The organism is Cytobacillus mangrovibacter (assembly GCF_042865275.1).
Classification (GTDB): Bacteria; Bacillota; Bacilli; order Bacillales; family Cytobacillaceae; genus Cytobacillus; species Cytobacillus mangrovibacter.
Map to the genome: position 1 here is coordinate 157,819 of NZ_JBIACJ010000007.1, position 24,716 is coordinate 182,534.

A 24,716-nucleotide genomic window follows, 5' to 3' on the forward strand; every position below is an offset into this window, starting at 1 on the left:
TTTGTCCTAAAAGAAGATAATAAAAATCACTAATGCCAGAACAATGCGATAAATGGCAAATGGAACGAGTTTGATTTTGTTAATTAATTTTAGGAAGAAACGGATGGAAATAAGCGCAAATACAAATGCACTAATAAAACCTGCAATGAAGAAAGGCAATGCATCTACTGTAAAGTACTGCCAGTTTTTCAATAAAGACAGAAAGCTTGCTCCCGCCATAATCGGCACAGCCATAATGAATGTAAAATCAGCTGCCGCACGATGGCTTAGTCCGAGCAGTACACCTCCAGAGATGGTTGACCCTGAACGAGAAAACCCTGGCCAAAGGGAAAAACATTGAATTAATCCAATTGAAAAGGCTTGCTTATAAGTGATTTGATCTACTGAATCAACTTTTGGCTTTTTCCCGCCGAAGAAGTCGGCGAAGATCATAAAGAATGCCCCGATAACAAGTCCAATTAAGACTGTCTCTGTTGAAAATAAATGTTCATCAATATAATCCTCAAACAAGACGCCAAGGACTCCTGCTGGAATTAAGCCAACAATTACTTGAGAAAGTTTCAATCTGCTTCCATTGTTTGTTGAACCTTTGCTTCTGAAGCGGCCAAGACCAAGCATATCAATGAAGCGATCCTTAAATACAATGACAACGGCTAAGATCGAACCTAATTGAATGACTACCTTAAAGGTATTAGCAGTCGATTGTGACAGAAATTCTTTCGAATGTAGCCACATATCATCGACAATGATCATATGTCCTGTTGAAGATACAGGGGCGAACTCAGTTAATCCTTCAACAAGTCCTAATATGATTGCTTTAATGATCATGATGAAATCCATTAATAAATCTCCTTTTTGAAAAGTTAAGAAAATGTATGTATTCTCGTGTTGAGAAATCTCCTGCTTTAGGTGCTGTACACTTTCTTAGTAGAGTAGTAAAAATTTCTTTACGACTGATATTATAACATTTCTTGTCCCATTTTGTTCGAAATTTAGCATAGATCAAAAGTGGTGTATATCACTTCACAAACTCTTCACATTCTCGTGAACGTATGTGAGATATATCACCTATATGAATGTCGAATGACATTATTATAAAAGTATGGAAGGCAAACAAAAATAAGGGGGAAATAAAGATGAACAAAGGTGTAAAGATTCTTCTTACTTCAGCTCTAGGTATTGGATTATTAACAGGATGTAACCAACAGGCAGATTCTGGGAAAGTAAAAGAACCAGAACAAAAGGTATTAGCAGCAGAGAAAAGCGAGGTAGAGGTAATTAAGCCCCATCAAGGATTGAATCAAGAGCCAACGCCACTAAAAATTGAACGAGTTGGTCCAAAAGAAGTAAACGTAGAAATGACTTCTCAGATTACAGACATTGAAATTGCTAAAGGCAATATGTATAAAGCATGGACATTCAATGGTGAAGCTCCAGGACCAGTCGTAGTGGTGAATGAAGGAGACACTATTAATTTCACACTTAAGAATATGGATCCAGCAATTCCACATAGTATGGACTTTCATGCTGTACATGCATCACCATCAAAGGATTTCACTAACGTAGAACCAAATGAAACAGGTACATTCAGCTATCCAGCAAATAACCCAGGTGTCTTTATGTATCACTGTGGAACAGCTCCAGTACTTTCTCATATTGCGAATGGAATGCACGGAACAATTATTGTTAAACCAAAAGCTGGCTATCCAACAGATGGCGATATTGATAAAGAATTTGTTATCGTACAAAACGAATGGTACAAGTACAATGATTTAGAAGACTTCACAAATGGTGTGCCTAGTCATGTGGTAATGTCAACGAAAGCATTGAAAGAAGGCGACAGAAACACAAATGGCGATACATTTAGTCTTAAAGATGAACCATTATTAGCTAAAGTCGGCGACAAAGTCAGAATTTATGTAAATAACGTTGGACCGAATGAAGTAAGCTCATTCCACGTAGTTGGTACAGTATTCGATGATGTTTATCTTGATGGTAATCCATATAATCATATGAAAGGATTACAAACAGTTATGCTACCAGCTAGTGGTGGAGCAGTTGTTGAATTTACTGTTACACGTGAAGGCAGCTATTCAATTCTAACACATCAGTTCAATCATGTACAAAAAGGAGCCGTCGCTATCTTAAAGGTGACTGCAACTGGAGAAGATGACGGCAAGGCTACAATGAGCCATTAATAAATAAATATATAAATACGAAAAACAACACAACCATATTATATATAAAACAAATGAAAATGTGAACCCTTTTTGACAAAATTAGGACAGTTTATTTCCCTTTTTGAAAAAATTGCTCAAACGGGGACAACTGTCCTTTTGGAAGTTCTTAAAATAATTCCGCAACATTGGTGGAAATGTGTGTAGGGCAGGTGAAGCTCACATGTATAAGAAAATCGGATTATTTCTCGTGCTGTTTTTGGTTGTTTTTACCGGAAAGGCATACGGAGAAGAGCGAACTGTAACGAACAGTGAGGAGCTGCAGGAGGCACTTGCAAGTAATGAAGAGCTTACGGTTATTCAATTAAAGCGAGGAGAATACGCTGGTACCTTCACTATTAATCATCCCGTTCATTTAATTGGGGAAGAGGGGGTTGTCCTTCTCGGACCTGAAAGTGGCAATGTTCTAACGATAGAAGCAGATGATGTAACGGTTGAAGGGCTGCAAATTGAAGGAAGCGGTTCCCAAAATGCAGGGATATATGTGAAGGGGAATCGAGCATCTATTCATCAAACAATTCTCAAGAATGTTTTTCATGGCATTTATGCAAAGGATAGTTATGGTCATCGCATAGAAAACAATGTCATTACAAGTTTTAACGAAGATCATAAACATAATGGCTTTGGTATTTATTTAGTAAAAGCACCGAACTCTATAGTGAATCATAACTTTATTTACGATACACAGGATGGTATTTATGTTTCTTATTCTAATTACTGTGAAGTAAGAAGCAATCAAATGATTCGAACAAGATACGGCGTTCACACGATGGATTCTAAAACGGTACTCATTGCACAGAATGAGGTTCGTGAAAGTGTGAATGGAATGATGATCATGCAAAGCAATGAAATTTCAATTATTGAAAATGTATTCTACTTGAATACGAAGATTGATGGAGCTGGAATATTTATTTTTGATACATTTGATTCGAAAATTTCCTCTAATATTATGAAGGCGAATTTTAAAGGAATCGTTATAGAAAATGCGAAGCGAAATACCTTTGAATTTAACACTTTTTTAGGAAATAATGTCGGAATGGAATTAGGTTCTACTTCGGATGATAATACCATCTATCTAAACAACTTTTATCACAATACAAGACAGATTATTTCTGATAAAGACAATAAAAACTTGTTTAGTCGAGATAATTATGGAAATTACTTTGATGATCATGGCTCACTTAACTTAAACAATGACGATCTTGTTGATTTCGCCTATAAGAGTGGGGATGTTTTTTATAATATGACAAGTGAGGAACCTTACTTGAATATTTTTTATCAATCACCTGCTGTAGAGCTATGGAACAAGATCGAACAATATACACCAATGCCGACACAATCCTTTGTAATTGATGAGGTACCACTTGTTAAACCTGCGCCTGTTCATTGGAGCAAGGGGGAAACAAAGACCGGTATTCTAGAAAATCCTACTTTTGATGTAATTCAGATTTTGTGTTTTCTAATCATCCTAGCAGGGAGTCTGTTTATCTTAATCAAGTTGGGGAGGGAAAGACGTGAAGTTTAAAATCCTTATTAGTCTGGCTATATTCATCATTCTTTTAGCAGGATGCACATCCTCTGCCTCAGGTCCAGTTGAAATCAAGCAAAATGAAGATGCATGTGATGCATGTAATATGGGGATTCAGGAATTAAACTCAGCAGCACAAATGATATTAGAAAATGGAAAACCATTATTATTTGATGATATTGGCTGTATGATTGATTACATTCAGAAAAAAGCACCAACATATGAAGCTGCTTTTGTTCATGATTACAAAACGAAGGAATGGATTGATTTTGATAAAAGTACTTTTGTACAGGATCATTCAATCAATAGCCCGATGAGTTATGGGATAGCTGCATTTGAAGCAGAAGAAAATGCTTCAGAATTTATGAATGAACATGGTGGGAAATTATACTCACAGAAAGAATTGTTAAATGTAGAGATGAAAAGCTTAAAAACAGGTGAAATGGAACACGGACATTAATTTGTGAAGAATCGTCTTACGGTGAGGAGGCAGTATAATGAAACCAGGAATTTTATTTTCAATGGTGAAGCATGAACTGCAATTATTACTGCGCAGCAAATGGCTATTAAATTTCATGATTTTATTCATTTTCTTGTCAGCATTGCTTTATGTGTATGGTTTGCAATCAATTAAATCAGATCCTGTGGAGAAAACATTTGGTTTAGAATCAGTAAATACCGATATTGAAACAATGGGAGTAAATCCTGAGTGGTATGGATTAAAAGAAATCAAAAAAGAAGTAGCAAGTTCTTCAGATGAAATAAACCAATCTGCATACAACCGTTCAATTGCCATGCTTATTAATTTGTCCTTATGGCTTTTGCCGATTATCTGTTTAATATTAGGGGCCAATTCGATAATTGCTGATAAGGAGAGCGGCAGGTTTTCTTTATTCAAGACCTATCAAATATCCTATTGGCATTATATGTGCAGTAAGTTTTATTCATTAGTGCTGTCAATGTTTGTAGTTATGGGTATATCATATGGATCTTTTGGACTGATTTTATCCATGATTGGAAAATCCTTTGAAGGTTCTGTCTATCTCGTATTTATGGCGGTAAATATGCTGTTGATTATTGTATTTTCCGCTGCGGCTTTATTTATTGGAGCGATTAGCAAAACAAGAATGCAGGGTTTATCATTTGCTTTATTCTTCTGGAGTTTAGTCGTATTTGTCTATGAATTCGTGATTTTTTCTGTCATTGATTGGGTTCCTTATTCAATGAAGCTCAGCAGTTTATTTTTCCTGATTTTGTTCAATCCAGTGGAATCCATTCGTGTTTGGTCGATTTCAAAGTTAAATGCTGAATATGTATTTGGCCCTGAGTTTTTAATGATTGAAAAATGGGCAGAAAATGGTATGTTAACGGGTGCACTTCTTTTATCAATTGCCATTCTAATATTCTTGACGATTGCTACCTCAACGCAATTACTGAAGAAAAGGGGTATTTGATATGATTATAGAGTTAAAGAATATCTCCAAAAGTTATAAAAAGAAGCTTGCTTTAGCCCCTGTCGATCTCACTTTCAATGAAGGGGAATGCATCGTATTATGCGGCGGCAATGGTGCTGGGAAAAGTACGATGATAAAAATGCTGACTGGAATTGAAAAGCCATCTACAGGAAAAGTCATTTTTCATTCAAAGCATAAGAAGGCTTTTGCTTATATGCCTGACCAAATGAATTTCCCTCCAGAGTTTACACCCATTGAAATATTGAATTATTATGGGAAGTTCCTGGATGCGAAGAAAGAGCATATTGATCATGTGTTAAAAGAGGTAGGTTTATGGGAAAAACGCAATGTAAGGGTTGGGGGATTTTCAAAGGGAATGTCCCAGCGGTTAAATCTAGCCCAATGCCTTTTAGCAGATACAGATATATATATATTGGATGAGCCAACGAATGGATTAGATCCGTATTGGGTTATCCAATTCAAAGAAGTTATACAGCAATTGAAGCAGCAAAAGAAAACGGTAATTGTCAGCAGTCATATTATGAGAGATGCCATTGAAATTGCCGACAAAGTGATGATTTTATTTAATGGGAAAGTCAAGTCGTACGGTACACTTGATTGTATTTATAAGGAACATCAGTGCGAATCTCTTGAAGAGGTGTTCTTGTCTGTTCATCAAAGTGAACAGAGCACAGTGTAGACAGCCGGGGATAGGGAGTCTCCGGCTGAATCAAGTTTTATGTATTACTAATGTTCTTTCCCTTCATAAGTAGAATATTCCTCAATATCCTTAATCCAAATTTCTGCATTCCTTCCGTCTGGATCTGCTATCCATAAATCTCCTACTATTTCGGTTAAACTTCTTCTAATCCAAGTTAATTTACCAGAATAAGCGTTAAAGAGAGGTTGGTAATCACCTTTTCCCTTCTTCGGTGATGTGATTTTGGTTTGCTTTTCTTTATTCATCATTATTAAGTATAAAGCTGGGTTTGGCCGCTGTATTGGATCGTTTGACCATTCTTTCTCAGGCACTCTTGAAGCGATTAAAGAATGATTATCCAACCAGGTAAACCACATATCTGCATACTTATCGGGTGTTAAGCGAATAGATTGAAAGGCAGGAAGTTCGGTTACTTTTAAATTTTTATTTTTGAAACCAAAGACAATTCTTCCACTGCCTGCAATATAGGCAAGAGAATTTTTGCTTGGGGCCCATTCAGGTGTACCAATATGAAGAATGGTCTCATCTAACACGGAAAAGTTTTTTCCATCAGATGTAAGAACGCAAACCATGTCATTGTCCATTGATAAAGAAGCTGTCGGACTGACGATAAAGGAAATCCATTTTCCATCTGGGGAAAAAGCAAAGTTTGTCGCATTAATAGATGGGATACTTTCATTGCCATTAGATAATTCCTTTGGAATTATGAATAGTGGCTTATATTGGGTTAGATTTACTTTCTGAAAATCTTTTTCTAATGGAATATTGTAAAGGACTGGATTGGTCCATCCATCCGGTCTTAAAGTGGCGGAGGAAGAGGCAATAAATCCATGTCCGTCTGGATACCATTGATAACTGCTTACTCCAAGTGCTACATTTTTAAATTCTTTTAAATTAGAGATGTTAAGGACATCACGACTTTGAAAGGCGACAATATTTTCAGTTGGAGACCACTGAGGATTCCATCCATCATAAAATACCTTTATATGCTGATTTGTTTCAATATGGTATACCCAAATTTCCAACTGCGTTTCCTGTGATGGATCATTCATTGAAGGAACTTCTTTTTGATAGAGAATCCACTTTCCATCATAGGACCATTTGGGGGGATAGGGGTGTTTCGCTTGTTCTTTTGTGCGTTTTTCCTCTTTATTATCTATTTTTGTCCATAAGTAGCCATCACGGAAAAAGGCTGCTTTCATTGGCTGCCGACTTACTTGTTCACCATAAGTTAAACTAGGTATGATCAGGAGGAAGCAGCAAAGCAAACCGATGAACTTTTTCATATTAATCCCTCTTTTCATGCATGTTAGATATATTGCTCTCCTATTATTTATCGAGATAGATGGAAATATAACGTAAACGTTCCTCTTCCATAATAGGGAAGGGGAGCGTTTACGATGTGACAAGCAAATACAATTGATTATTCCTTTTCAATAATTTTGAAGCTGTTAAGCATATGGCTCATCCTCGCACCATGTCCTTCTTCTGCTTCAAGGAAGTAATACTGCTTGAAAACAAAGCTTCCTTTCTTTCCGTTGCTTATTGCTATATATTTAATGATCTCGCTATCTGATTCATTCCCTTTCTTTACTCGAAATGATAAGGCATCGAATGGATAATCGATGGGGGAAATCGGAGTGATATCTAAGTCTCCATCCGTCCATTCTGCTCTTAATTCCTCTAAAACAGCATTAGGTTCTTTATCTGTAAACTGTATAATATCCATGCCCACACTCGGATAGGATTCAGGATGGTTTTTGGCAACGATTTTGTCCATTCCTTCTGATTTAGTAAATATATAACGCTCTTCATCAATATAAATGATGTATTCAGCCTCTGAACCTTCATGTAGATTGACGGTTCCTTCTTCTTCCATTCCTTCTATCGATTGAACAATCTCCTTCTTTGGTTCAAACATTACTTTCACTTGATCCATTAAAGCATGCCCAATTTTTGATTGGGAAGCGATAATTAGTAGAGCGGCGGCAGCCATAGTGGTTAATAACAGGAGCCTTTTTTTCTTCTTCGTTGGCTTTTGAGTTCTTAATGATCTCGTTTTTTCGGGTAACTGCTTTTCAATATTGCTCCAGATTTTTTCTTTCTCTTCGCTGCTTATTTCGGTATATGAGGTTAATTCTTTTTTCATTTGAGCATCAAAGTCATTTTTCATGATAAATCCCCCTTATTTAGATGTTCAAAAAATAGTTTTAATTTTTTTCTTGCATGAAACAATCTCGACTTGACCGTATTTTGGTTGAGATCCATGATGGATGAGATTTCTTTTTCACTAAATCCTTCTAAGTATTTCAGCACAATAGGGATGCGGTATGGTTCCTTTAGTGATTCAATCGCATCGATAAGCTCTGTTCCTTCAAAAGGCTCATCAAATAGTGAAGACGAACTTAACTCTTCTTCAAGTGTCACAGTCCTTCTTGGTTTCTCTTCTTTTTTTAACAATCGCATACATTCATTGTGTAGAATACGATAGAACCAAGGATCAAAAGGTTTTGAAGAATCATAATCAGCTATATATTTATAAACGCGGATAAACGTTTCTTGGACAGCGTCTTTAGCTAGTTCGCGGTCTTTAACGATCCCAACAGCTACGCCGTAAGCTCTGCCTATATAAGCATCATAAAACTCTCTAAAGTCATGTGGGTTCCCCTTTATAAGACCTTTAAGCATTTTCTTATCCAATGATTTACACCTCTCTTTTGATGTGTTTTCATATATTACTACCTTTAGCGATGCGTAAAAGTTTAATCTTTTTGAAAATAAGTTTGGATAATAAATAATTTTTTTAGGAGGATGCTCCTTCTTTTTTTCCTATGATATGATAAAAAAGAAGTGTATATTGGGGGGGAGAATGTTTGGATAAAAACTGGTCAATGGATCTGGAACATAATGAATACGAGAATAATATTGATCTGATTATTGAGGATGGACTGAAGGCAGTGGAGGAGACAGCTGCGGGCTACTACGTTAATCTAGTCACATCAGAACGATTTGGTCATCCTGATGACTATCTTGTTCCTTTATTATCTGAGGTTTATGGAGAGTCGATTCAAATGAAATTTATTGATCAATGTGGCTGTGGGGGGTACGTTTTACGCGTATGGAAACTTTAATCAATCAACTTCAAACATTATCTCATTTTAACAATCAGCAAGTGGTCATTAACTTTTATGAAGATGAAGAATTGGTACAAAGAGAAGGACTCGTCTTTGAATCGATTCAAATAGAAGATAATCATTTGTATTTCAATAAGGCTGGCAAGATACTTTTTTCTCTGCAGTTGGATGAGTATAAAGAGTTTTTGCAGCGAAATGAATTTAAGAATTATTTTTCATTTATTAATGGAAAACAGCGAGTAGAATTATATTTTCCGTAAGAGCTGGGCTAGAATTCATGTAGCCCAGCTCTTATTTTTTAAAGAAATTTTCTGTGTAATAGGGATGGGACTCTTCATTAAATGCGACGCCGACTCCTAAAAATTGATAGTCTGGCTGTAGAATATTTTCCCTATGACCGAGTGAGTTCATGAGCCCCTCATGAGCAAAGATACTGCTGAACTGCCCGGTTGCAAGGTTTTCTCCAGCAACGGTAAAGACAATATCATCATTACTCATGCGGTCAAATGGAGATAATCCTTCAAGATTTGTATGGGAAAAGTAATTATTCGCAGCCATATCTAAACTATGACTTCGTGCTGTTTCTCTTACATGATCATCCCACTTCAATACTGGTAGATGATAATTGACACGATCTGCATTTGTAAGATCAAATAATTGATATTCAAATCCTTCTTTTAATTGATCAGTTGCCTTTGTATAAAAGGCTTTCTTATTCCTTTCAAGATCCTCATTTATGATTTGAATGGATGTAACAGTATTATCCTCGTGCTTATCGTAAAAAATAGTTATATAACATTCATCAAGTGAAAAAACATCATAATCTCGATCTTCCTGAAGTTGAAGATACGTCATTCCTTTACGAATTTGGCTTAGGGGTTCGCCTAGAAGCTCAAGAACCGTTTCTTTTGGACTTCCTAGCTTAATTCCAAATGTAGAGGCAATTAAATCTTGGTTTGTATACATACCAGAGACTTGATGATTGTCATTGTAGGCAATCATTAAAAAGTGTTGGTAGTTATTATGATAGGTATACCATTTAGTTCCATATTCATTAAAGGAAGTTCGTTGTGCCTGGCCAAATTGCTTCTCTACCTCAGTCTTTTGGTCACCTATTTCAATATTATAAATAGAAAAGGACTGTTTAGAGGGAATGGATAGATTGGGTTTATCACTTTGTTTTGTTTCAGGCTGATTATCAGTTGAAGGGACTGGATTGTTTGTTTCATCAAGTTTACCTGTAAGATCATTCACCTTTTTATATATCGTCTCTAGTGCGGCGGTTACATTGGGATGTTCAATAATGCCGCGAATCTCAGTTTTCATCGTTTCCAGTACAGGATAATAATCGGTTTTTTCGATTTGCTTTTCAATATATGGCCATGTGATAAATAAAATAAATAAGAAAATCAATGATCGAAAAAATTTCCTCAATGTACACACCTCCCCGAGACAGATGTTCGTCTCTTGTTACACTTTATTCCCTATAAGTATAAATTTTAAAAAGCAAATTTTACAGCATAAGGACTTTTCCTATTTTTGGATAAATAAGAAGGCAAATTATTATGAACGAAAATGGGTAATATAACAATATTTAATGAGACTTAACTACATTGCAATGGGGGAATGGGGATTGGAATTAACACCTGAACAACGAATTGAATTGCATGGATTTAATAATTTAACAAAATCATTAAGCTTCAATATGTATGATATATGCTATACGAGAACAAAGGAGGAAAGGGAGGCGTATATTGAATATATTGATGAGGAATATAGTGCTGAGCGTTTGACAAAAATTCTCAAAAGTGTGTCAGATATCATCGGTGCACATGTACTAAATATTGCCCAGCAGGATTATGTTCCCCAAGGTGCAAGTGTAACCATGCTTGTTTCGGAGGGGCCAGTTGTAGAAGTGCCGACTGAATCTTATAATGAATCGCCAGGGCCGCTTCCGGATTCAGTTGTTATGCAGCTTGATAAAAGTCACATAACTGTTCATACATATCCTGAATACCACCCGTCGGAAGGGATAAGCACTTTTCGGGCTGATATTGATGTTTCAACATGTGGGGAGATTTCACCACTTAAAGCACTTAACTTCCTCATTCATTCATTTGATACCGACATTATGACCATTGATTATCGTGTGCGCGGATTTACGCGGGATAAAGTTGGGCACAAATTATTTATCGATCATAATATAAGTTCCATACAAAATTATATTCCTGATGAGATGAAAAATGAATTTGATATGATTGATGTGAACATTTATCAATCCCATATTTTTCACACGAAATGCAGAATCAGAGAATTCGATCTCAATAACTATCTGTTTGGCTATACGAAAGATAAGCTGTCAGCAGAGGAAGTAGAAGAAATCACTGAAAAACTAACAACGGAGATGGATGAAATCTTTTATGGCACCAATTTTGAATCCGTCTAATGCCTATAGAAGAATACCTGACACCCATTAGGGTGTCAGGCACCGCTCGTGGACACCTTTGCTTTTTTGTCCACTACTATGAACAAAGTGAGTTTTTATCTCCAGAATTTCCACCAAGCTTCTTTCTTTTCTTCTTCAGATGCAGCTACATTTCGAAAGCTCATTATCATATCTTGAAACATAATCTCACGGTGATTGACGTCTTTCCAATATTCTTCTCGTTCCCTGTTAATGGTGTCAAGATAGATATCCCGATCTGTATTCAATGTTTCAATTAGTGCGCTGATTTCAGTATGGGTGACCTCAGCTGAGCTCGAAATATAGTGAATCATCGTTTTAAATTCCTCTGCAGCTGCCTCTGAAGAATCTGCTACACGATTTGCCAAGTAACGGATTTGCTCGGAAGTACCCTTTGAAGATTTGGCAATTCTCCTCGATAGTGTTCCAAGCTTTTCAGAAGTATGTTCAGATGTTTTATGTATATCTGTTGAGAGTTTATCAAGTTCGGCTTTTGTTTTTTCGGTTGATTTATAGATAGAATCAGAAAGGCTTTTGACCATATGGACTGATCCTTTTGAAATTTCCTTCTTTACTTCTTCAACCACTTCCTTCCGAACACCAGTGCGAATTTCTTCCCGGACATCACCGATAAGCTCATCCTTCCATGAAGTCATTGCAGCTAAGAACCGCTCAATATCTATCTTGCTCATTTCAGTTACGATTCGATTATCACTTGCTGCAGGTAATACTTCAATCGGAGAAAGTTCTGCTTCCTTACTCATTTGAGAAAGCTTTTCTATCGTTTCCTGTATTTTGTCTTTACTTAAACCTTCTTCATGCATTTGCTTGACTGTCTCTAGAAGGCTAATGTTATCCTCCGTATAATAGCGCGCTCCTTGTTTCGAACGAGGGATGACAAAAGTGCCGCCTAATTCTTTTTCCCACTGCTTAAGTTCACGGGGTGAGACAGCAAGCTTTTTTGCCGCTTCTTTAATCGTATAGTTTTTCAAGATTTGCTTTTCCATTTGGCTTCCAACCCTTTCTGTTATGCTAAATATTCCCGTAGGATGATTGTATGATTTTCCCTATGGTAAACTAATTCAGCAAAGGCTACTTCATTTTCCTGCCTCATGACAAAAGCTATCAAAAGAAGACGGATTTCTGCAGAAATAGTCAGTTCATTGGCTATTCGACAGCGACAAGCTATTATTTGGATGGTTGCATGTGATTGATAATAAAAAAGCTGGCAATTCTTATCGTAAGAATTGCCAGCTTATATTTTTCAATTGCTTCTAAGATTCAAATATGATTTTTCCTGTAAGTGTAAGATCGTATCCATTTAGCTGCTCCAGCTGAGAGCGGTATTCGTTAGAATTAACCGCTTCTTTAATGACTTTAAGTAATTGACTGTTTTCTTTTGTTTTTAAAATGACTAAATCATATTGTTCCTTTATCAGTGGAATAAAGTCAACGTTTACCATTTTTGCCGCATTTTCAATCCCGATTCCTGCATCTGCTTGGCCACTAGCTACGGCTGAAGCGATAGTAAGGTGACTCGTCAATTCTTTTTCATAACCATGCAGTGCCTCTTGCGAGATGCCATTGATCCGTAATTGTTCATCAAGCAAAACTCTTGCACCTGAACCCTTTTCACGATTAACAATCGTAATATCCGGATTGGCCAAATCACTCCATGTTTTTATCTTCTTCGGATTTCCCTGCTGAACGTAAATTCCTGCATTTCTGCAAACTAAGTTAATCAATAGAAAGGGCTGACTCACCAATAGACGCTTAACATAAGGGATATTGTATTCATTAGTGTCCCCATCGAATAAATGAACACTTACAACATCACATTCACCATTATACATGGAAACTAGACTATTTAAGCTCCCATTATATAATCTTAATGGAGTGAGCTGTGTGTGTGTTTCAATATATTTACTTAGCATGTCCAGAACGATATCCTGCCCACTTATCACAACTTGTTTTTTACTATTTTTTAATTCCTTATTTTCACCTGGCAAAATGGGATCTTCAAGCACTTTTCCTGTCTTATTTTTCGATTTATAGCTCTCAAGATCTTGGTAATCTACTCTCATTTGCCTTCCAACCCGATAGGCAGGAAGCTCATTTTTTTTGATTAAATCATAGACGGTTAATTTTGAAACCTTCAATAATTGAGAAACCTCTTCAATAGTATATGAGTTATTCATACGATCACTCCCAGTATAGTATAACCTAATTAGTAGTGGCGGGTGAATTTTTTAAGAGAATGTGATAAAAACCATTGTTAGTTATAATTAATTATAATAAGATATAACTAGTTATAACGAATAATAATAATTTAAACTGAGGTGGAAAAATGAAAAAACATTTTAAATTAGTTATTGTCCTTATATTTTTACTCGTATTTACAGGAGCATGTGCTAACAATCAAGAGACAGAAACACCAGCAAATACTGAAACAAAAGAAGAGGTAGAGTTAACCATTTCAGCTGCAGCTAGTTTGAAGGATGCAATGGATGTGATTCAAAAGGCATACCAAGAAGAACATCCTGAAGTAGAATTAGTATTTAACTTTGGCGCTTCAGGTTCTTTACAGCAACAAATCTCTCAAGGAGCACCTGCAGACTTATTTTTCTCTGCAGCGGAAGATAAGTTTGATTTATTAGTTGAGGAAGGCAACATTGCAAAAGAAGACGGAATCGATCTTCTCGGAAATTCATTAGTATTAGTCGTGCCAAAAGAGGATCAAACTATTAAAGGTTTCGAAGATCTTGGTAAAGCAGAAATCGACAAGATGTCCATTGGAACGCCTGAATCCGTACCAGCAGGAAAATATGCTAAGGAATCTCTTGAAAAGATGGAACTATGGAATAAAGTGGAATCAAAAATTGTTTATGCGAAGGATGTCCGTCAAGTATTGTCCTATGTAGAAACTGGAAATGTTGCTGCAGGGATGGTTTATAAGACAGATGCTATTGTATCTGATAAAGTAAATATTATTGCTACGGCAGATCCTAACACACATACACCAATTATTTATCCAGTGGGAATTATTAAAGCTTCCAAACATTACGAAGCAGCAAAAGAATTTTATCAGTATCTTCAAAATGACAAAACATTGAAAGTGTTTGAGGAATATGGATTTACTACTAAATAAGGTAACAATGCAAGAATTTTTAAGTCCAATATGGCTATCCCTGAAAATCTCTATTGTAGCTAGTCTTGTTGTTATTTTGATAGGGATTTTGGTCGGCCGGGTTTTTGCGAGAGTAACTTTTAAAGGCAAGGCCATTTTGGAAACTATACTTATGCTTCCAATGGTTCTGCCTCCAACGGTTGTTGGATTCTTGCTTATTATCATTTTTGGAAAGAATAGCTGGGCAGGGCAAGCCATAGAGTGGCTATTTAAGCAGCCAATCATTTTTACTTGGTGGGCTGCCGTTATTGCGTCGATCGTTGTGGCTTTCCCGCTTATGTATCAGTCTGCCAAATCAGGATTTAAAGGAATAAACAAAGATATTGAAGAAGCGGCACGAGTAGATGGAGCAAGTGAATGGAAAATTTTTCTGTTTATTTCAATTCCGTTAGCGTCTAATGCTCTTATTACTGGGAGCATCTTAAGTTTTGCCCGGGCTCTAGGCGAATTCGGTGCAACTCTTATGTTTGCAGGTAATATTCCTGGAAAAACTCAGACGATTCCTACCGCGATATATATTGCGATAGACTCAGGTAATACGCAAATGGCCTGGCTATGGGTGATTTCGATCATTTTAATTTCCTTTATCATGCTGCTAAGTGTCCGAGTAAAAGAAACCTAATATTATTCACGTACAGAAGGCTCGAGTTCATCAACTCGAGCCTCTTCTCATTGTCTCCCAAAACCTCATCTAAAAAGCCACAAATCGTTCAAAAATATAACCAACTATAAGTTTAGAGGCGCCTATTATGGTTAAGCTGATTAATATCATTTATGAATCATAGCCTTATTTGGCTGAAAGGAAGGGATCCATATGTCAGGACCAAGTTTGAAGAAACCAGATGCACATTCATCTATTCATGAAGCTGCACTTAATGAAGCAAAAGAGTTAATGGAAATCTATCGCCGTTGTTTGGAAGATAACCAAGAGGAAAAAGCTCTTCAAGTAGCTGAAATCATAATAGAGCATTGGGAAACACGAACACTAAAGCATGCAGAAGCGGAAGAAGAAGGTCTGTATAAGGAGATGGTCGAGGAAAACCCGGAAGTAAAGGAGCTGGTTATTCAGCTTACACGAGATCATGACATTATGAGGCGTATTGTTGATCAGATGAAGGAACTACTCCAAAAACAAGTGGTGGATGAGCAATTTATCAGTTTGATGAACGGCTTGATTATTGTTGACTTAATTCATAACGAGGATGAGATGAATAAACTTCTAGTCAATGACAAACACTAATTGGAGGGAATTTAAGGAAATTGCTAGTGAGGAGGGTTAGAGTGGGAGAACACCAGCTTGAAAGGGAAGAATCATTACGAATTGCTGCCCCAAATGTATATAGAAGGATGGTAGAAACCTTTGAAAAACATAATATTCATCCATATGATGCACAAGGCAGTGTCATAAAGAAAAAAGAAGGCTTGGATGTCACATTAAGACTATCAAATAGTTTCTCTGAAGTGGCAAAAACACATATTAGCTTTGAACAGGTGAAGGAGCCTGATACGGAGCTCACTGACTTTTTTGAACAGGCTGCCGAAAAGTGTAAGAAACAATTAATCACAGACTACTATAAAATGATCAAACTGTAGGAAGGAATGGTGGCATGTTTTCATTCGAAACAGATTCATTATTGGTTGATGATCGTGAAGATTTGATTGCTGTACTGCGGATGAGATTTGGCTTTCTGCCAGGAGAAATCATTGAGAAAATTTATGAAATCAATGATTACGGGACACTGCAGCGATTGATTCTTGCAGCAGCAAATGCGGCTAATTGGGAAATATTCCAAAAGGAACTGCATGCTGGGGAAGAATCGTTTCGACTTTTAGGAGAAGAATTTAATCCAATTGCGGATAGCCTGAAAGGAAGGGATGACATAAATGGAGCAAAGACAAAATAAGCTACTACAATCATTAAGGCATTTGAAGCGTGGAGAGCGGATCAATGATGGATGGACAGAAGAGAGCCCGCGTCCGCGCAAATCAGAAGATATTTATAGAAGACGCTGGCAGTATGATAAAGTCGTACGCTCTACTCATGGAGTAAACTGTACGGGTTCTTGCAGCTGGAAAATACATGTGAAAGACGGAATTATCGCTTATGAAACGCAGCAGACAGATTATCCATCCACTGGTGAGAATTTCCCTGATTATGAACCTAGAGGATGTCCGCGTGGGGCCAGCTTCTCATGGTATACATATAGTCCAACACGAGTAAAGCATCCCTATGTAAGGGGTGACCTTTATGAATTATGGAAGAATGAGTTGAAAACAGCTGATAATCCTATAAAAGCATGGGAAAATATTGTAACTGATCCAGAAAAGCGTGCAAAGTATGTGAAAGCCCGTGGGAAAGGTGGCTTTGTTCGTGGGAGCTGGAAGGAGCTCTGTCAATTAATTGCTGCATCAATCATTTATACGATCAAAAAATATGGTCCTGACCGTATTGTTGGTTTTAGTCCCATACCAGCAATGTCTATGGTCAGTTATTCAGGTGGAACGAGATTCCTATCATTAATCGGCGGTACGATTCTCAGTTTCTATGATTGGTATGCGGATCTACCTCCTGCTTCCCCTCAAGTTTGGGGCGATCAAACGGATGTTCCAGAAAGTGGAGATTGGTATAATACGAAATATTTCATTATTTGGGGGACGAATATTCCGCAGACAAGAACACCAGATGCGCATTTTATGGTTGAGTCACGTTATAACGGGACGAAAGTAGTAGGAGTCAGTCCAGACTACGCCGAGTATGATAAATTTGCTGATATTTGGTTGCCTGCAAAACCTGGTACAGACGGGGCACTTGCGATGGCCATGACGCATGTGATTTTAAAAGAGTTTTATGTGGACAAGGAAACACCTTATTTCATTGACTATGCAAAACAATATACCGATTTACCATTCCTTGTGATTTTGGACAAGAAAGATGGGAAGTTCCGTTCAGATCGTTTCTTGCGCGAGTCAGATATTAATAATAAACAGGATCTTGGTGAATGGAAGACGGTCATGTGGGATGAAAAAACGAATCAACCGGTCATTCCAACAGGCAGTCAGGGCTTTCGCTGGGATAATGGAAACAAGTGGAATCTTGATTTGAAAAGCGAAGATGGAAGCGAGATCAATCCACAGCTTAGTTTCTTGAATAAGTCGGACGAAGTGGTTATGGTGGATTTCCCTTATTTCGCCGAGAAAACAGGTGGATCAGTTGGAAGAGGTGTGCCTGTAAAGAAAGTGAAAGATCAATCAGGCAATGAACTAACGGTTACAACTGTCTATGATTTGATGATGGCACATACAGGTATTAATCGAGGTCTTGCAGGGGATTATCCCGAAGACTACAACGATCCAAACAAACCGTATACACCTGCATGGCAGGAAAGCATTACAGGAGTGAATCCAGCACATGTGATTCAGGTAGCAAGAGAATTTGCCCAAAATGCTGCACAGACAAATGGAAAGTCGATGATAGCGATGGGTGGGGGAACTAACCACTGGTTCCATAGTGATCAAATCTATCGGTCGATTTTAAATCTTGTTCTATTAACAGGATCGCAAGGTGTAAATGGCGGGGGATGGGCTCATTATGTTGGGCAAGAAAAAGTACGCCCAATTGAAGGCTTTTCTCAAATTGCCTTTGCCAATGACTGGGTGAAATCTCCTCGTTTTATGAATGGCACGTCCTTCTTCTATTTTGCAACGGAGCAGTTCCGTTATGAATATCAAGCGGATAATGAGAAAAATGAATGGGGTGGCAAGTATAGCAATATGCACCCTGCTGATTTCAATGTGATGTCTGCCCGATTAGGCTGGCTGCCAAGCTTCCCGCAATGGACGCAGAATTCTTTGGATGTAATGAGAGAGGCTAGAGAAAGATTGAAAGAGGATGATCAAGGGCTTATTGAAGATATTGCCAAGCAAATTGCGGATGGAAAGATTACGTATGCTCTAGAAAATCCTAATGATCCACGTAATTATCCGCATATATTCTTTAATTGGCGCTCCAATCTACTTGGTGATAGTGGAAAGGGCCACGAATACTTTGTTAAACATTTAATCGGTGCAGATGATTCGGTCCTTACCGATACCGAAAGTTCATGGCAGCCGGAGAATGTGAATATTGATGAGAAGCCGCCTGAAGGAAAGACGGATCTATTTATTGCCATGGATTTTCGGATGACAAGCTCTGGACTATTTTCTGATATTATTCTGCCAGCAGCTACTTGGTACGAGAAATTTGATATTAGTACAACAGATCTTCATCCGTTTGTTCATCCTTTCAATGCAGCCATTTCCCCACCTTGGGAAACAAAGAGTGATTGGGATGCATTTAGGGAAATTACAAAAGAATTTTCTAAGCTTGCAGCCGAGCATCTCCCTGCACAGGAAGACATTGTGATGGCTCCACTAGCCCATGATACGATTAACGAAATTGCTCAGCCACTAGGCAAAGTGAAAGATTGGCAAAAAGGTGAGGTTGAGGCAATTCCTGGGAAAACGATGTCCAACTTGAATATTGTCAAAAGGGATTACCCAAATGTATTTAATATGTGGACAACGGTTGGCCCGAATATTCGCAATGGCTATGGAACAAAAGGTGTAAAGGTAGATGGAGAAAAGGCATATCAAGAATTACTTCAACGTCTTGGTGTTTCCAAACGAGAAGGAGTCGGAAAGGGTCATCCAGATCTCTATTCTGATAAACAAGCAATCAATGCCATTCTTCTAATGTCAGGAGCGACAAATGGAAAACGCGCTGTTGAAGGCTGGAAGTCAATGGAAGAGAAGACAGGAAAGAGCTTAGGACATATTTCGGAAGCTCGTGAAGAGGAAGATTATACGCTTGATGCATTAAGTGTCCAGCCTCGTCAAACGATTTCGACGCCTGTTTGGAGCGGCTTAGAAAATGATAACCGCCGCTATTCTCCATTTACGGTTAATAAAGAATACAATATTCCATGGCATACACTTACCGGCCGTCAAAGCTTTTATATTGATCACGAAGTTATGCTTGATTATGGAGAGGGTCTCCCGCTTTATCTTCCGCCAGTTAATTTGGAACCATTTTTAAAAGGGGAAAAAGAAGTGGAAAACGCGGGGAAGTCTCTTACATTGCGCTATATGACTCCTCACCAAAAATGGGGCATTCATACAATGTTTACTGATACAAATCATATGGTGCAGCTTTTCCGCGGCTGGCAGGTTGTCTGGTTAAATGAAAAAGACGCTGCTTCTGTCGGCATTAAGGATAATGATTGGATTGAAGTCTATAACCGTAATGGAGTTGTTACAGCAAGGGCTGTCCTTACTTATAGACTTCCAAGAGGTGTTGCCTACATGTATCATGCACAAGACAGAACGATGGGTGTTCCAGGGAATACGATCAATAAGAAGCGTGGGGGAACACATAATAGTGTGACGAGAATTAATCCGAAAGCTACACATATGATTGGCGGCTATTCTCAGTTAAGTTATGGGTTTAATTATTATGGACCAACTGGAAGCAACAGGGACACAATGACAGTAATCCGTCCATTGAAGGAGGTCGATTGGCTTGAGAATTAAGGCTCAAGTGGCGATGGTCATGCATCTTGATAAGTGTATCGGCTGTCATACTTGTTCTGTGACGTGCAAGAACACGTGGACAAACCGTCCCGGAATGGAATATGTCTGGTACAACAATGTGGAAACACGACCAGGACCAGGCTACCCGAAAGAATGGGAAAATACCGATCGCTACAAAGGTGGATGGACTTTAAGAAATGGTCAGCTGCATTTAAGAGCTGGCGGCCCTGTTTCAAAGCTTGCTAATATTTTTTACAATCCAAACATGGCAACATTGGATGATTTTTATGAGCCGTGGACATATGATTTTGAACATCTTCATAAGAGCCCGAAGAAGGAGAATTTGCCTGTTGCTCGTCCAAAGTCGATGATCACGGGTAAATATATTGATAAACCAGAGTGGGGATCGAACTGGGATGATGATCTTGCAGGTGGCAGTGAAATCGTTCCAATGGATCCGAATGTGCAAAAGCTGCAGGAGCACATTGCGATGGAATATGAGAAAACGTTCATGATGTACTTGCCAAGGATTTGCGAGCATTGTTTGAATCCGTCCTGTGTCGCATCCTGTCCATCTGGTGCGCTATACAAAAGGGATGAAGACGGGATTGTGCTCGTAGATCAAGAGGCATGCCGCGGCTGGCGTTTCTGCATGAATGGCTGTCCTTATCATAAGGTGTATTACAACTGGAACACTCATAAAGCGGAGAAGTGCAATTTCTGCTATCCAAGAACTGAAGCTGGACTGCCAACGGTGTGTTCCGAAACTTGTGTTGGGCGGATTCGATATATCGGAGTTGTTCTGTATGATGCGGATCGAGTGAAGGAAGCAGCATCTGTTGAAGATCCAAAGGAATTATATGAAGCACAGCTCTCAGTCTTCCTGGATCCGAATGATCCAGAAGTAATTGAAAAAGCACGTGAAGCAGGAATTAATGAAAGCTGGATAACAAGTGCTCAAGAATCGCCTATATATAAAATGGCGATGAAATGGAAAATTGCTTTGCCGCTTCATCCAGAATATCGGACGCTTCCAATGGTATGGTATGTACCGCCGCTAAGCCCGATTATGAACCATATTACAAATGAACAGGATTTAAGTATGGACGGCTATATTCCTGCTGTCGACGATATGAGAATTCCAATGGAATATCTTGCCTCATTATTGTCAGCAGATGATACAAGTGTCATCCGCCGAGTCTTGTTAAAAATGGCTGCCATGCGTGTCCATATGCGTGCGAAAACAGTTGGGGGCCTTGATGAAATGAAAACGAGCAAACTGCTTCGTGAAGCAGGGACAACAGTAGAGGAGTTAGAAGATATGGCTCGACTCCTTGGAGTTGCCAAGTATAATGAACGATTTGTTATTCCAACTGGCAGACGTGAAATGGATGATAACTCCTATTATCGTCAAGGGTCTTGCAGTATTGAAGAATTGGCTCCAGCTGAAGGCATGGTCACATATCCTTATGAAAGAAGTGATCATGGATGAGAGAAGAAATAGCAGAGGTGCTTATCTTTGTCGCCCGATTCTTGGATTATCCAGATCATCAATTTTTTAATGAGTGTTCAGATCTTGATCAATATGTGAAAAAGAATTTGATAGATGAAGAGCTGCAAAGGGAAGTGTCCCAGCGATTACAGCCCATGTTTGAAATGGAATTAAAGGATCTTCAAGAGCTTTATGTTGAAACTTTTGATTATAAAGATAAAAGTGGTCTGTATTTGACAGCTCAAGAGCTAGGTGACAGCCGCAGACGCGGAGAAGCATTAATTCGATTACAAAAGCTGATTGCTGATCTAGGTTTTGAAAATGTAAGTAAAGAATTGACTGACTATATTCCAATGCTAATGGAGCTACTAGCAGTAGCTCCAGAAAATGATGATGTTAGTCAGCTTAAGCGCAGGCTAGCCTATGCGATCAATCGTATCTTTACACATCTTCCAAGCAGCAATCCTTATTCTAACGTATTTGACATCCTAATGACCTTTGCCTTTGAAGCACCAAATTCAGAGGAGATTGCGCAATTGGAGAATGAACGGGAGGAAGCCGATTTAGATCCTTTGCCATATCCGATGATTTATCGGTAAGTGAGTGGGAAGTCTATTATAATGATTGTTTTGAGATTTTCTTGCAATCCAATTTTGCAAGGAACCATCGAATTGCTTACTAAGGAGGACAGATATGGGATTTTTTTGGTGGGGAATATTTCCTTATATAGTTGGGACCATTCTAGTCGTTGCTTCTGTTTATCGTTTTGTATTTCGCGGGACTAGCTGGCATGCACCGTCTACAGAAATTTTCGAGAAAAAGTGGCTGAGAATTGGTTCGTTGCTTTTTCATTGGGGTATTCTATTTGCCTTTATTGGGCATGTAATGGGGGTTCTAATCCCGATTAGTTTCTATGAATCAATTGGCATAACAGATCATTTATATCACTTCGGTGCAATTGCTGGTGGAGGAATTGCTGGACTGATGGTTGTCACTGGCTTGATTGTCTTGTTGATTCGCAAGGTTTCAAACCCAAGAGTCAGTGTCCATGCTTCATTTGCTGATTATTTCACAGTTATTTGGCTTATTATTGTCGCTGGATTAGGAACATATATGACACTTATTTATAATACAACAGTTGTTGCTTATGAATATCGAGTAACAATTGGCCCATGGTTTCGAAGCTTGTTCACTTTAAATCCCGACTATGAGCTTATGACAGCCGTACCTTTCCTTTTCCAGATACATGTAATTGCTTCATTTATCTTATTTGCGGCCATTCCATTTACACAGCTCATTCATATGTTCAGTTTTCCAGGACGTTATCCTGCAAGAGCACCACAGCAGTATCGAGCGCGTGACGGTTACAAAAATAATAATTAACTAAGAAAAAATCACTTTCAGTTTTGAAAGTGATTTTTTCTTGTAACAGTTTATTGTTGTGTAATATCACTAAACATGGCGACATGCCTTTTAGGATGACCGGCTTCATCATTGAGCGTACTAATGGTTAACCATTCTAAATAAATTTCTCCATTTTTACGCTTATTCCAAATTTCTCCTTGCCAATAACCTTCTTCGTAAATTTCCTTCCACATTTCCTTGAAGAATTGTTCGTCATGTTTTCCTGAATGCAAGATATTTGGCTTTTTGCCAACAGCTTCTTCAAGTGAGAAACCGGTCACTTTTGAAAAGGCAGGATTCACTTGTTGAATGACTCCATCTAAGTCTGTAACCATAATTCCTTGCCCTGTACTTTCCACAATTTGATCTGCAAGTGAAAGCTTGTCTTGATAATAAAGCCAAACGACGAGAATCGTACTTGCTAATGCAAATTCAGAAAGTGACATGAAACCAATTGCATAATGTCCTGTCCAATTATGTAAAATCGTTAAGATAATCGGAGGGAAGAATCCGCCTAATCCACCCATCGCAGAAACAATCCCGTTAACAATTCCGGCTTGCTTCGAGAAATAAAGTGGGACAAGTTTGAAAATGACTCCATTCCCAATCCCGGCACAAATGGCCACTGCTAGACAGCCAACCGTGTAGACTGGCAGGGAAGGGGTAAACGATAAAAGGAATCCAGCAAAAGTTAAACCAGAGAATACAACAACTAAAATTAAGAATGAATTGAATTTATCTCCGAGCCAACCGCCAATTGGACGTAGAAAGGTTGCAAGGGCAATAAATCCAGCTGTTCGGAATCCAGCATCTACCTTTTCAAGTCCAAAATGGTTTACTAGAAAATTCGGAAGGTAAATGGTGAATGCAACAAATGAACCGAATGTAATAAAGTAGAACAGGCTTAATAGCCAAAGCTTTGGATTCCTGTACACACTTTTAAACTGCTGTGAAAAAATAGCATGGACTTTCTTTTCTTTACGGTCCCCAAGAAAAAAGTTTAAGAGCGCTACGAGAATTAATAAGATGATATAAAATTGAATCGTTAATCGCCAACCAAATGAGTCAGCTAGTACTGGAGCTAAGAATGATGTTAAGGCTGTTCCGATATTACCTGCGCCATAAATCCCATTAACAAAGCCATGTTTCTCCTTAGGATAATATTTTGGAAGAGCAGTAACCCCAACCGAGAAAACAGCACCGCCAATCCCTACTAGCAGTCCACCTAGAATCAATGTCATAAATGAGTTAGCCACACTAATAATGAAAACGGGCAAGATTAAGATGATGAAGCTGATCGTAAAGATAATTCTAGCCCCATAGCGGTTAGTCCAGAATCCAATAGGGATTCGTAAGAGTGACCCTAGAATAACAGGAGTCGCGGTAACTAACGTCATCTGATTCGCTGTAAGTGTAATATCAGCGGAAATGTATGGCATGAGGGAAGAAAGAATAACCCATACCATAAAGCCAAGAACTAAACTTGATGTTTGTAATGTTAACTGGAAATTACCTCGCTGCATAATG

The 24,716-nt window shown here is 38.2% G+C and carries 25 protein-coding genes; 17 read left to right on the forward strand and 8 right to left on the reverse strand.

The window, feature by feature from the left end:
• Nucleotides 1–6: 6 nt before the first annotated feature.
• Nucleotides 7–840 (reverse strand): undecaprenyl-diphosphate phosphatase, encoded by an 834-nt coding sequence (locus ACFYKT_RS14240; protein ID WP_389220795.1) that lies wholly within the window; start codon nt 838–840, stop codon nt 7–9.
• 296 nt (nt 841–1,136) lie between these two features.
• On the opposite strand from ACFYKT_RS14240, the gene ACFYKT_RS14245 reads away from it, so the two are divergent.
• The 5 genes from ACFYKT_RS14245 (at nt 1,137) to ACFYKT_RS14265 (ending at nt 5,919) form a co-directional block, all read left to right on the forward strand.
• Nucleotides 1,137–2,198, forward strand: a complete 1,062-nt coding sequence (locus ACFYKT_RS14245) for a multicopper oxidase domain-containing protein (protein ID WP_389220798.1) — start codon at nt 1,137–1,139, stop codon at nt 2,196–2,198.
• Nucleotides 2,199–2,400: 202 nt separating this feature from the next.
• Nucleotides 2,401–3,762, forward strand: coding sequence for a NosD domain-containing protein (locus tag ACFYKT_RS14250; RefSeq protein ID WP_389220801.1), 1,362 nt, complete (start codon nt 2,401–2,403; stop codon nt 3,760–3,762).
• The gene (locus tag ACFYKT_RS14255; RefSeq protein WP_389220804.1) at nt 3,752–4,225 is read left to right on the forward strand and encodes a nitrous oxide reductase accessory protein NosL; all 474 of its coding nucleotides are present in this window, start codon (nt 3,752–3,754) and stop codon (nt 4,223–4,225) included. The genes ACFYKT_RS14250 and ACFYKT_RS14255 overlap by 11 nt, the downstream gene beginning before the upstream one ends.
• A 37-nt stretch (nt 4,226–4,262) precedes the next feature.
• A complete protein-coding gene (locus tag ACFYKT_RS14260) occupies nt 4,263–5,219 on the forward strand; it encodes an ABC transporter permease (protein ID WP_389220807.1) in 957 nt (318 codons plus the stop codon).
• A gap of 1 nt (nt 5,220) precedes the next feature.
• Nucleotides 5,221–5,919, forward strand: a complete 699-nt coding sequence (locus tag ACFYKT_RS14265) for an ABC transporter ATP-binding protein (protein ID WP_389220810.1) — start codon at nt 5,221–5,223, stop codon at nt 5,917–5,919.
• A gap of 47 nt (nt 5,920–5,966) precedes the next feature.
• Here the strand turns inward: ACFYKT_RS14265 and ACFYKT_RS14270 are convergent, their stop codons facing one another.
• The 3 genes from ACFYKT_RS14270 to ACFYKT_RS14280 form a co-directional block, all read right to left on the reverse strand.
• Nucleotides 5,967–7,226: a TolB domain-containing protein gene (locus ACFYKT_RS14270; RefSeq protein WP_389220813.1), complete on the reverse strand. Its 1,260-nt coding sequence runs from the start codon at nt 7,224–7,226 to the stop codon at nt 5,967–5,969.
• 137 nt (nt 7,227–7,363) lie between these two features.
• Nucleotides 7,364–8,113, reverse strand: coding sequence for a hypothetical protein (locus ACFYKT_RS14275; protein WP_389220816.1), 750 nt, complete (start codon nt 8,111–8,113; stop codon nt 7,364–7,366).
• A complete protein-coding gene (locus ACFYKT_RS14280; protein WP_389220818.1) occupies nt 8,110–8,640 on the reverse strand; it encodes an RNA polymerase sigma factor in 531 nt (176 codons plus the stop codon). Before ACFYKT_RS14280 ends, ACFYKT_RS14275 begins: the two co-directional genes overlap by 4 nt.
• Before the next feature lie 173 nt (nt 8,641–8,813).
• Here ACFYKT_RS14280 and ACFYKT_RS14285 point away from each other — a divergent pair, with 173 nt between their 5' ends.
• Both ACFYKT_RS14285 and ACFYKT_RS14290 read left to right on the forward strand, forming a co-directional pair.
• A complete protein-coding gene (locus tag ACFYKT_RS14285; RefSeq protein ID WP_389220821.1) occupies nt 8,814–9,071 on the forward strand; it encodes a CGCGG family putative rSAM-modified RiPP protein in 258 nt (85 codons plus the stop codon).
• Nucleotides 9,059–9,334: a hypothetical protein gene (locus tag ACFYKT_RS14290; RefSeq protein WP_389220824.1), complete on the forward strand. Its 276-nt coding sequence runs from the start codon at nt 9,059–9,061 to the stop codon at nt 9,332–9,334. The genes ACFYKT_RS14285 and ACFYKT_RS14290 overlap by 13 nt, the downstream gene beginning before the upstream one ends.
• Before the next feature lie 31 nt (nt 9,335–9,365).
• Here the strand turns inward: ACFYKT_RS14290 and ACFYKT_RS14295 are convergent, their stop codons facing one another.
• Nucleotides 9,366–10,508: a CAP domain-containing protein gene (locus ACFYKT_RS14295; protein WP_389220827.1), complete on the reverse strand. Its 1,143-nt coding sequence runs from the start codon at nt 10,506–10,508 to the stop codon at nt 9,366–9,368.
• A gap of 199 nt (nt 10,509–10,707) precedes the next feature.
• Here ACFYKT_RS14295 and speD point away from each other — a divergent pair, with 199 nt between their 5' ends.
• The gene (speD, locus tag ACFYKT_RS14300) at nt 10,708–11,520 is read left to right on the forward strand and encodes an adenosylmethionine decarboxylase (protein ID WP_389220830.1); all 813 of its coding nucleotides are present in this window, start codon (nt 10,708–10,710) and stop codon (nt 11,518–11,520) included.
• Between the two features lie 95 nt (nt 11,521–11,615).
• Here speD and ACFYKT_RS14305 read toward each other — a convergent pair whose 3' ends face one another.
• Together ACFYKT_RS14305 and ACFYKT_RS14310 are read right to left on the reverse strand one after the other, a co-directional pair.
• Nucleotides 11,616–12,545 (reverse strand): MerR family transcriptional regulator, encoded by a 930-nt coding sequence (locus tag ACFYKT_RS14305; protein WP_389220833.1) that lies wholly within the window; start codon nt 12,543–12,545, stop codon nt 11,616–11,618.
• 267 nt (nt 12,546–12,812) lie between these two features.
• Nucleotides 12,813–13,736, reverse strand: coding sequence for a substrate-binding domain-containing protein (locus ACFYKT_RS14310; RefSeq protein ID WP_389220836.1), 924 nt, complete (start codon nt 13,734–13,736; stop codon nt 12,813–12,815).
• Nucleotides 13,737–13,885: 149 nt separating this feature from the next.
• On the opposite strand from ACFYKT_RS14310, the gene modA reads away from it, so the two are divergent.
• The 9 genes from modA to narI all read left to right on the forward strand — a co-directional run bounded on the left by modA (nt 13,886) and on the right by narI (nt 23,168).
• A complete protein-coding gene (modA, locus tag ACFYKT_RS14315) occupies nt 13,886–14,686 on the forward strand; it encodes a molybdate ABC transporter substrate-binding protein (RefSeq protein WP_389220838.1) in 801 nt (266 codons plus the stop codon).
• Nucleotides 14,667–15,347 carry a molybdate ABC transporter permease subunit gene (gene modB, locus ACFYKT_RS14320; RefSeq protein ID WP_389220841.1) on the forward strand — a complete coding sequence of 227 codons (681 nt, stop codon included), beginning with the start codon at nt 14,667–14,669 and terminating at the stop codon, nt 15,345–15,347. Before modA ends, modB begins: the two co-directional genes overlap by 20 nt.
• 192 nt (nt 15,348–15,539) lie before the next feature.
• Nucleotides 15,540–15,965, forward strand: coding sequence for a hemerythrin domain-containing protein (locus tag ACFYKT_RS14325; RefSeq protein ID WP_389220844.1), 426 nt, complete (start codon nt 15,540–15,542; stop codon nt 15,963–15,965).
• A gap of 41 nt (nt 15,966–16,006) precedes the next feature.
• The gene (locus ACFYKT_RS14330; protein ID WP_389220847.1) at nt 16,007–16,318 is read left to right on the forward strand and encodes a hypothetical protein; all 312 of its coding nucleotides are present in this window, start codon (nt 16,007–16,009) and stop codon (nt 16,316–16,318) included.
• A gap of 14 nt (nt 16,319–16,332) precedes the next feature.
• On the forward strand, nt 16,333–16,629 hold the full coding sequence (locus ACFYKT_RS14335) for a hypothetical protein (RefSeq protein ID WP_389220849.1): 297 nt from the start codon (nt 16,333–16,335) through the stop codon (nt 16,627–16,629).
• Nucleotides 16,610–20,293: a nitrate reductase subunit alpha gene (locus tag ACFYKT_RS14340; RefSeq protein ID WP_389220852.1), complete on the forward strand. Its 3,684-nt coding sequence runs from the start codon at nt 16,610–16,612 to the stop codon at nt 20,291–20,293. The genes ACFYKT_RS14335 and ACFYKT_RS14340 overlap by 20 nt, the downstream gene beginning before the upstream one ends.
• Entirely contained in the window at nt 20,283–21,785 is a 1,503-nt protein-coding gene (gene narH / locus ACFYKT_RS14345) for a nitrate reductase subunit beta (protein WP_389220855.1), read from the forward strand. The genes ACFYKT_RS14340 and narH overlap by 11 nt, the downstream gene beginning before the upstream one ends.
• Nucleotides 21,782–22,384: a nitrate reductase molybdenum cofactor assembly chaperone gene (narJ, locus tag ACFYKT_RS14350; protein WP_389220858.1), complete on the forward strand. Its 603-nt coding sequence runs from the start codon at nt 21,782–21,784 to the stop codon at nt 22,382–22,384. Before narH ends, narJ begins: the two co-directional genes overlap by 4 nt.
• A gap of 94 nt (nt 22,385–22,478) precedes the next feature.
• A complete protein-coding gene (gene narI, locus ACFYKT_RS14355) occupies nt 22,479–23,168 on the forward strand; it encodes a respiratory nitrate reductase subunit gamma (protein ID WP_389220859.1) in 690 nt (229 codons plus the stop codon).
• A gap of 50 nt (nt 23,169–23,218) precedes the next feature.
• Here narI and ACFYKT_RS14360 read toward each other — a convergent pair whose 3' ends face one another.
• Nucleotides 23,219–24,712 carry a nitrate/nitrite transporter gene (locus tag ACFYKT_RS14360; protein ID WP_389220862.1) on the reverse strand — a complete coding sequence of 498 codons (1,494 nt, stop codon included), beginning with the start codon at nt 24,710–24,712 and terminating at the stop codon, nt 23,219–23,221.
• Between the last annotated feature and the right edge of the window lie 4 nt (nt 24,713–24,716).

Coding starts and splice junctions, on each gene's coding strand:
- ACFYKT_RS14360 (WP_389220862.1), bottom strand. CDS start 24,712: ATGCAGCGAGGTAATTTCCAGTTAACATTACAAACATCAAGTTTAGTT.
- ACFYKT_RS14250 (WP_389220801.1), top strand. CDS start 2,401: ATGTATAAGAAAATCGGATTATTTCTCGTGCTGTTTTTGGTTGTTTTT.
- ACFYKT_RS14290 (WP_389220824.1), top strand. CDS start 9,059: ATGGAAACTTTAATCAATCAACTTCAAACATTATCTCATTTTAACAAT.
- ACFYKT_RS14270 (WP_389220813.1), bottom strand. CDS start 7,226: ATGAAAAAGTTCATCGGTTTGCTTTGCTGCTTCCTCCTGATCATACCT.
- modA (WP_389220838.1), top strand. CDS start 13,886: ATGAAAAAACATTTTAAATTAGTTATTGTCCTTATATTTTTACTCGTA.
- ACFYKT_RS14325 (WP_389220844.1), top strand. CDS start 15,540: ATGTCAGGACCAAGTTTGAAGAAACCAGATGCACATTCATCTATTCAT.
- ACFYKT_RS14340 (WP_389220852.1), top strand. CDS start 16,610: ATGGAGCAAAGACAAAATAAGCTACTACAATCATTAAGGCATTTGAAG.
- ACFYKT_RS14240 (WP_389220795.1), bottom strand. CDS start 840: ATGGATTTCATCATGATCATTAAAGCAATCATATTAGGACTTGTTGAA.
- ACFYKT_RS14260 (WP_389220807.1), top strand. CDS start 4,263: ATGAAACCAGGAATTTTATTTTCAATGGTGAAGCATGAACTGCAATTA.
- ACFYKT_RS14275 (WP_389220816.1), bottom strand. CDS start 8,113: ATGAAAAATGACTTTGATGCTCAAATGAAAAAAGAATTAACCTCATAT.
- narJ (WP_389220858.1), top strand. CDS start 21,782: ATGAGAGAAGAAATAGCAGAGGTGCTTATCTTTGTCGCCCGATTCTTG.
- ACFYKT_RS14310 (WP_389220836.1), bottom strand. CDS start 13,736: ATGAATAACTCATATACTATTGAAGAGGTTTCTCAATTATTGAAGGTT.
- ACFYKT_RS14245 (WP_389220798.1), top strand. CDS start 1,137: ATGAACAAAGGTGTAAAGATTCTTCTTACTTCAGCTCTAGGTATTGGA.
- ACFYKT_RS14305 (WP_389220833.1), bottom strand. CDS start 12,545: ATGGAAAAGCAAATCTTGAAAAACTATACGATTAAAGAAGCGGCAAAA.
- modB (WP_389220841.1), top strand. CDS start 14,667: ATGGATTTACTACTAAATAAGGTAACAATGCAAGAATTTTTAAGTCCA.
- ACFYKT_RS14335 (WP_389220849.1), top strand. CDS start 16,333: ATGTTTTCATTCGAAACAGATTCATTATTGGTTGATGATCGTGAAGAT.
- narI (WP_389220859.1), top strand. CDS start 22,479: ATGGGATTTTTTTGGTGGGGAATATTTCCTTATATAGTTGGGACCATT.
- ACFYKT_RS14265 (WP_389220810.1), top strand. CDS start 5,221: ATGATTATAGAGTTAAAGAATATCTCCAAAAGTTATAAAAAGAAGCTT.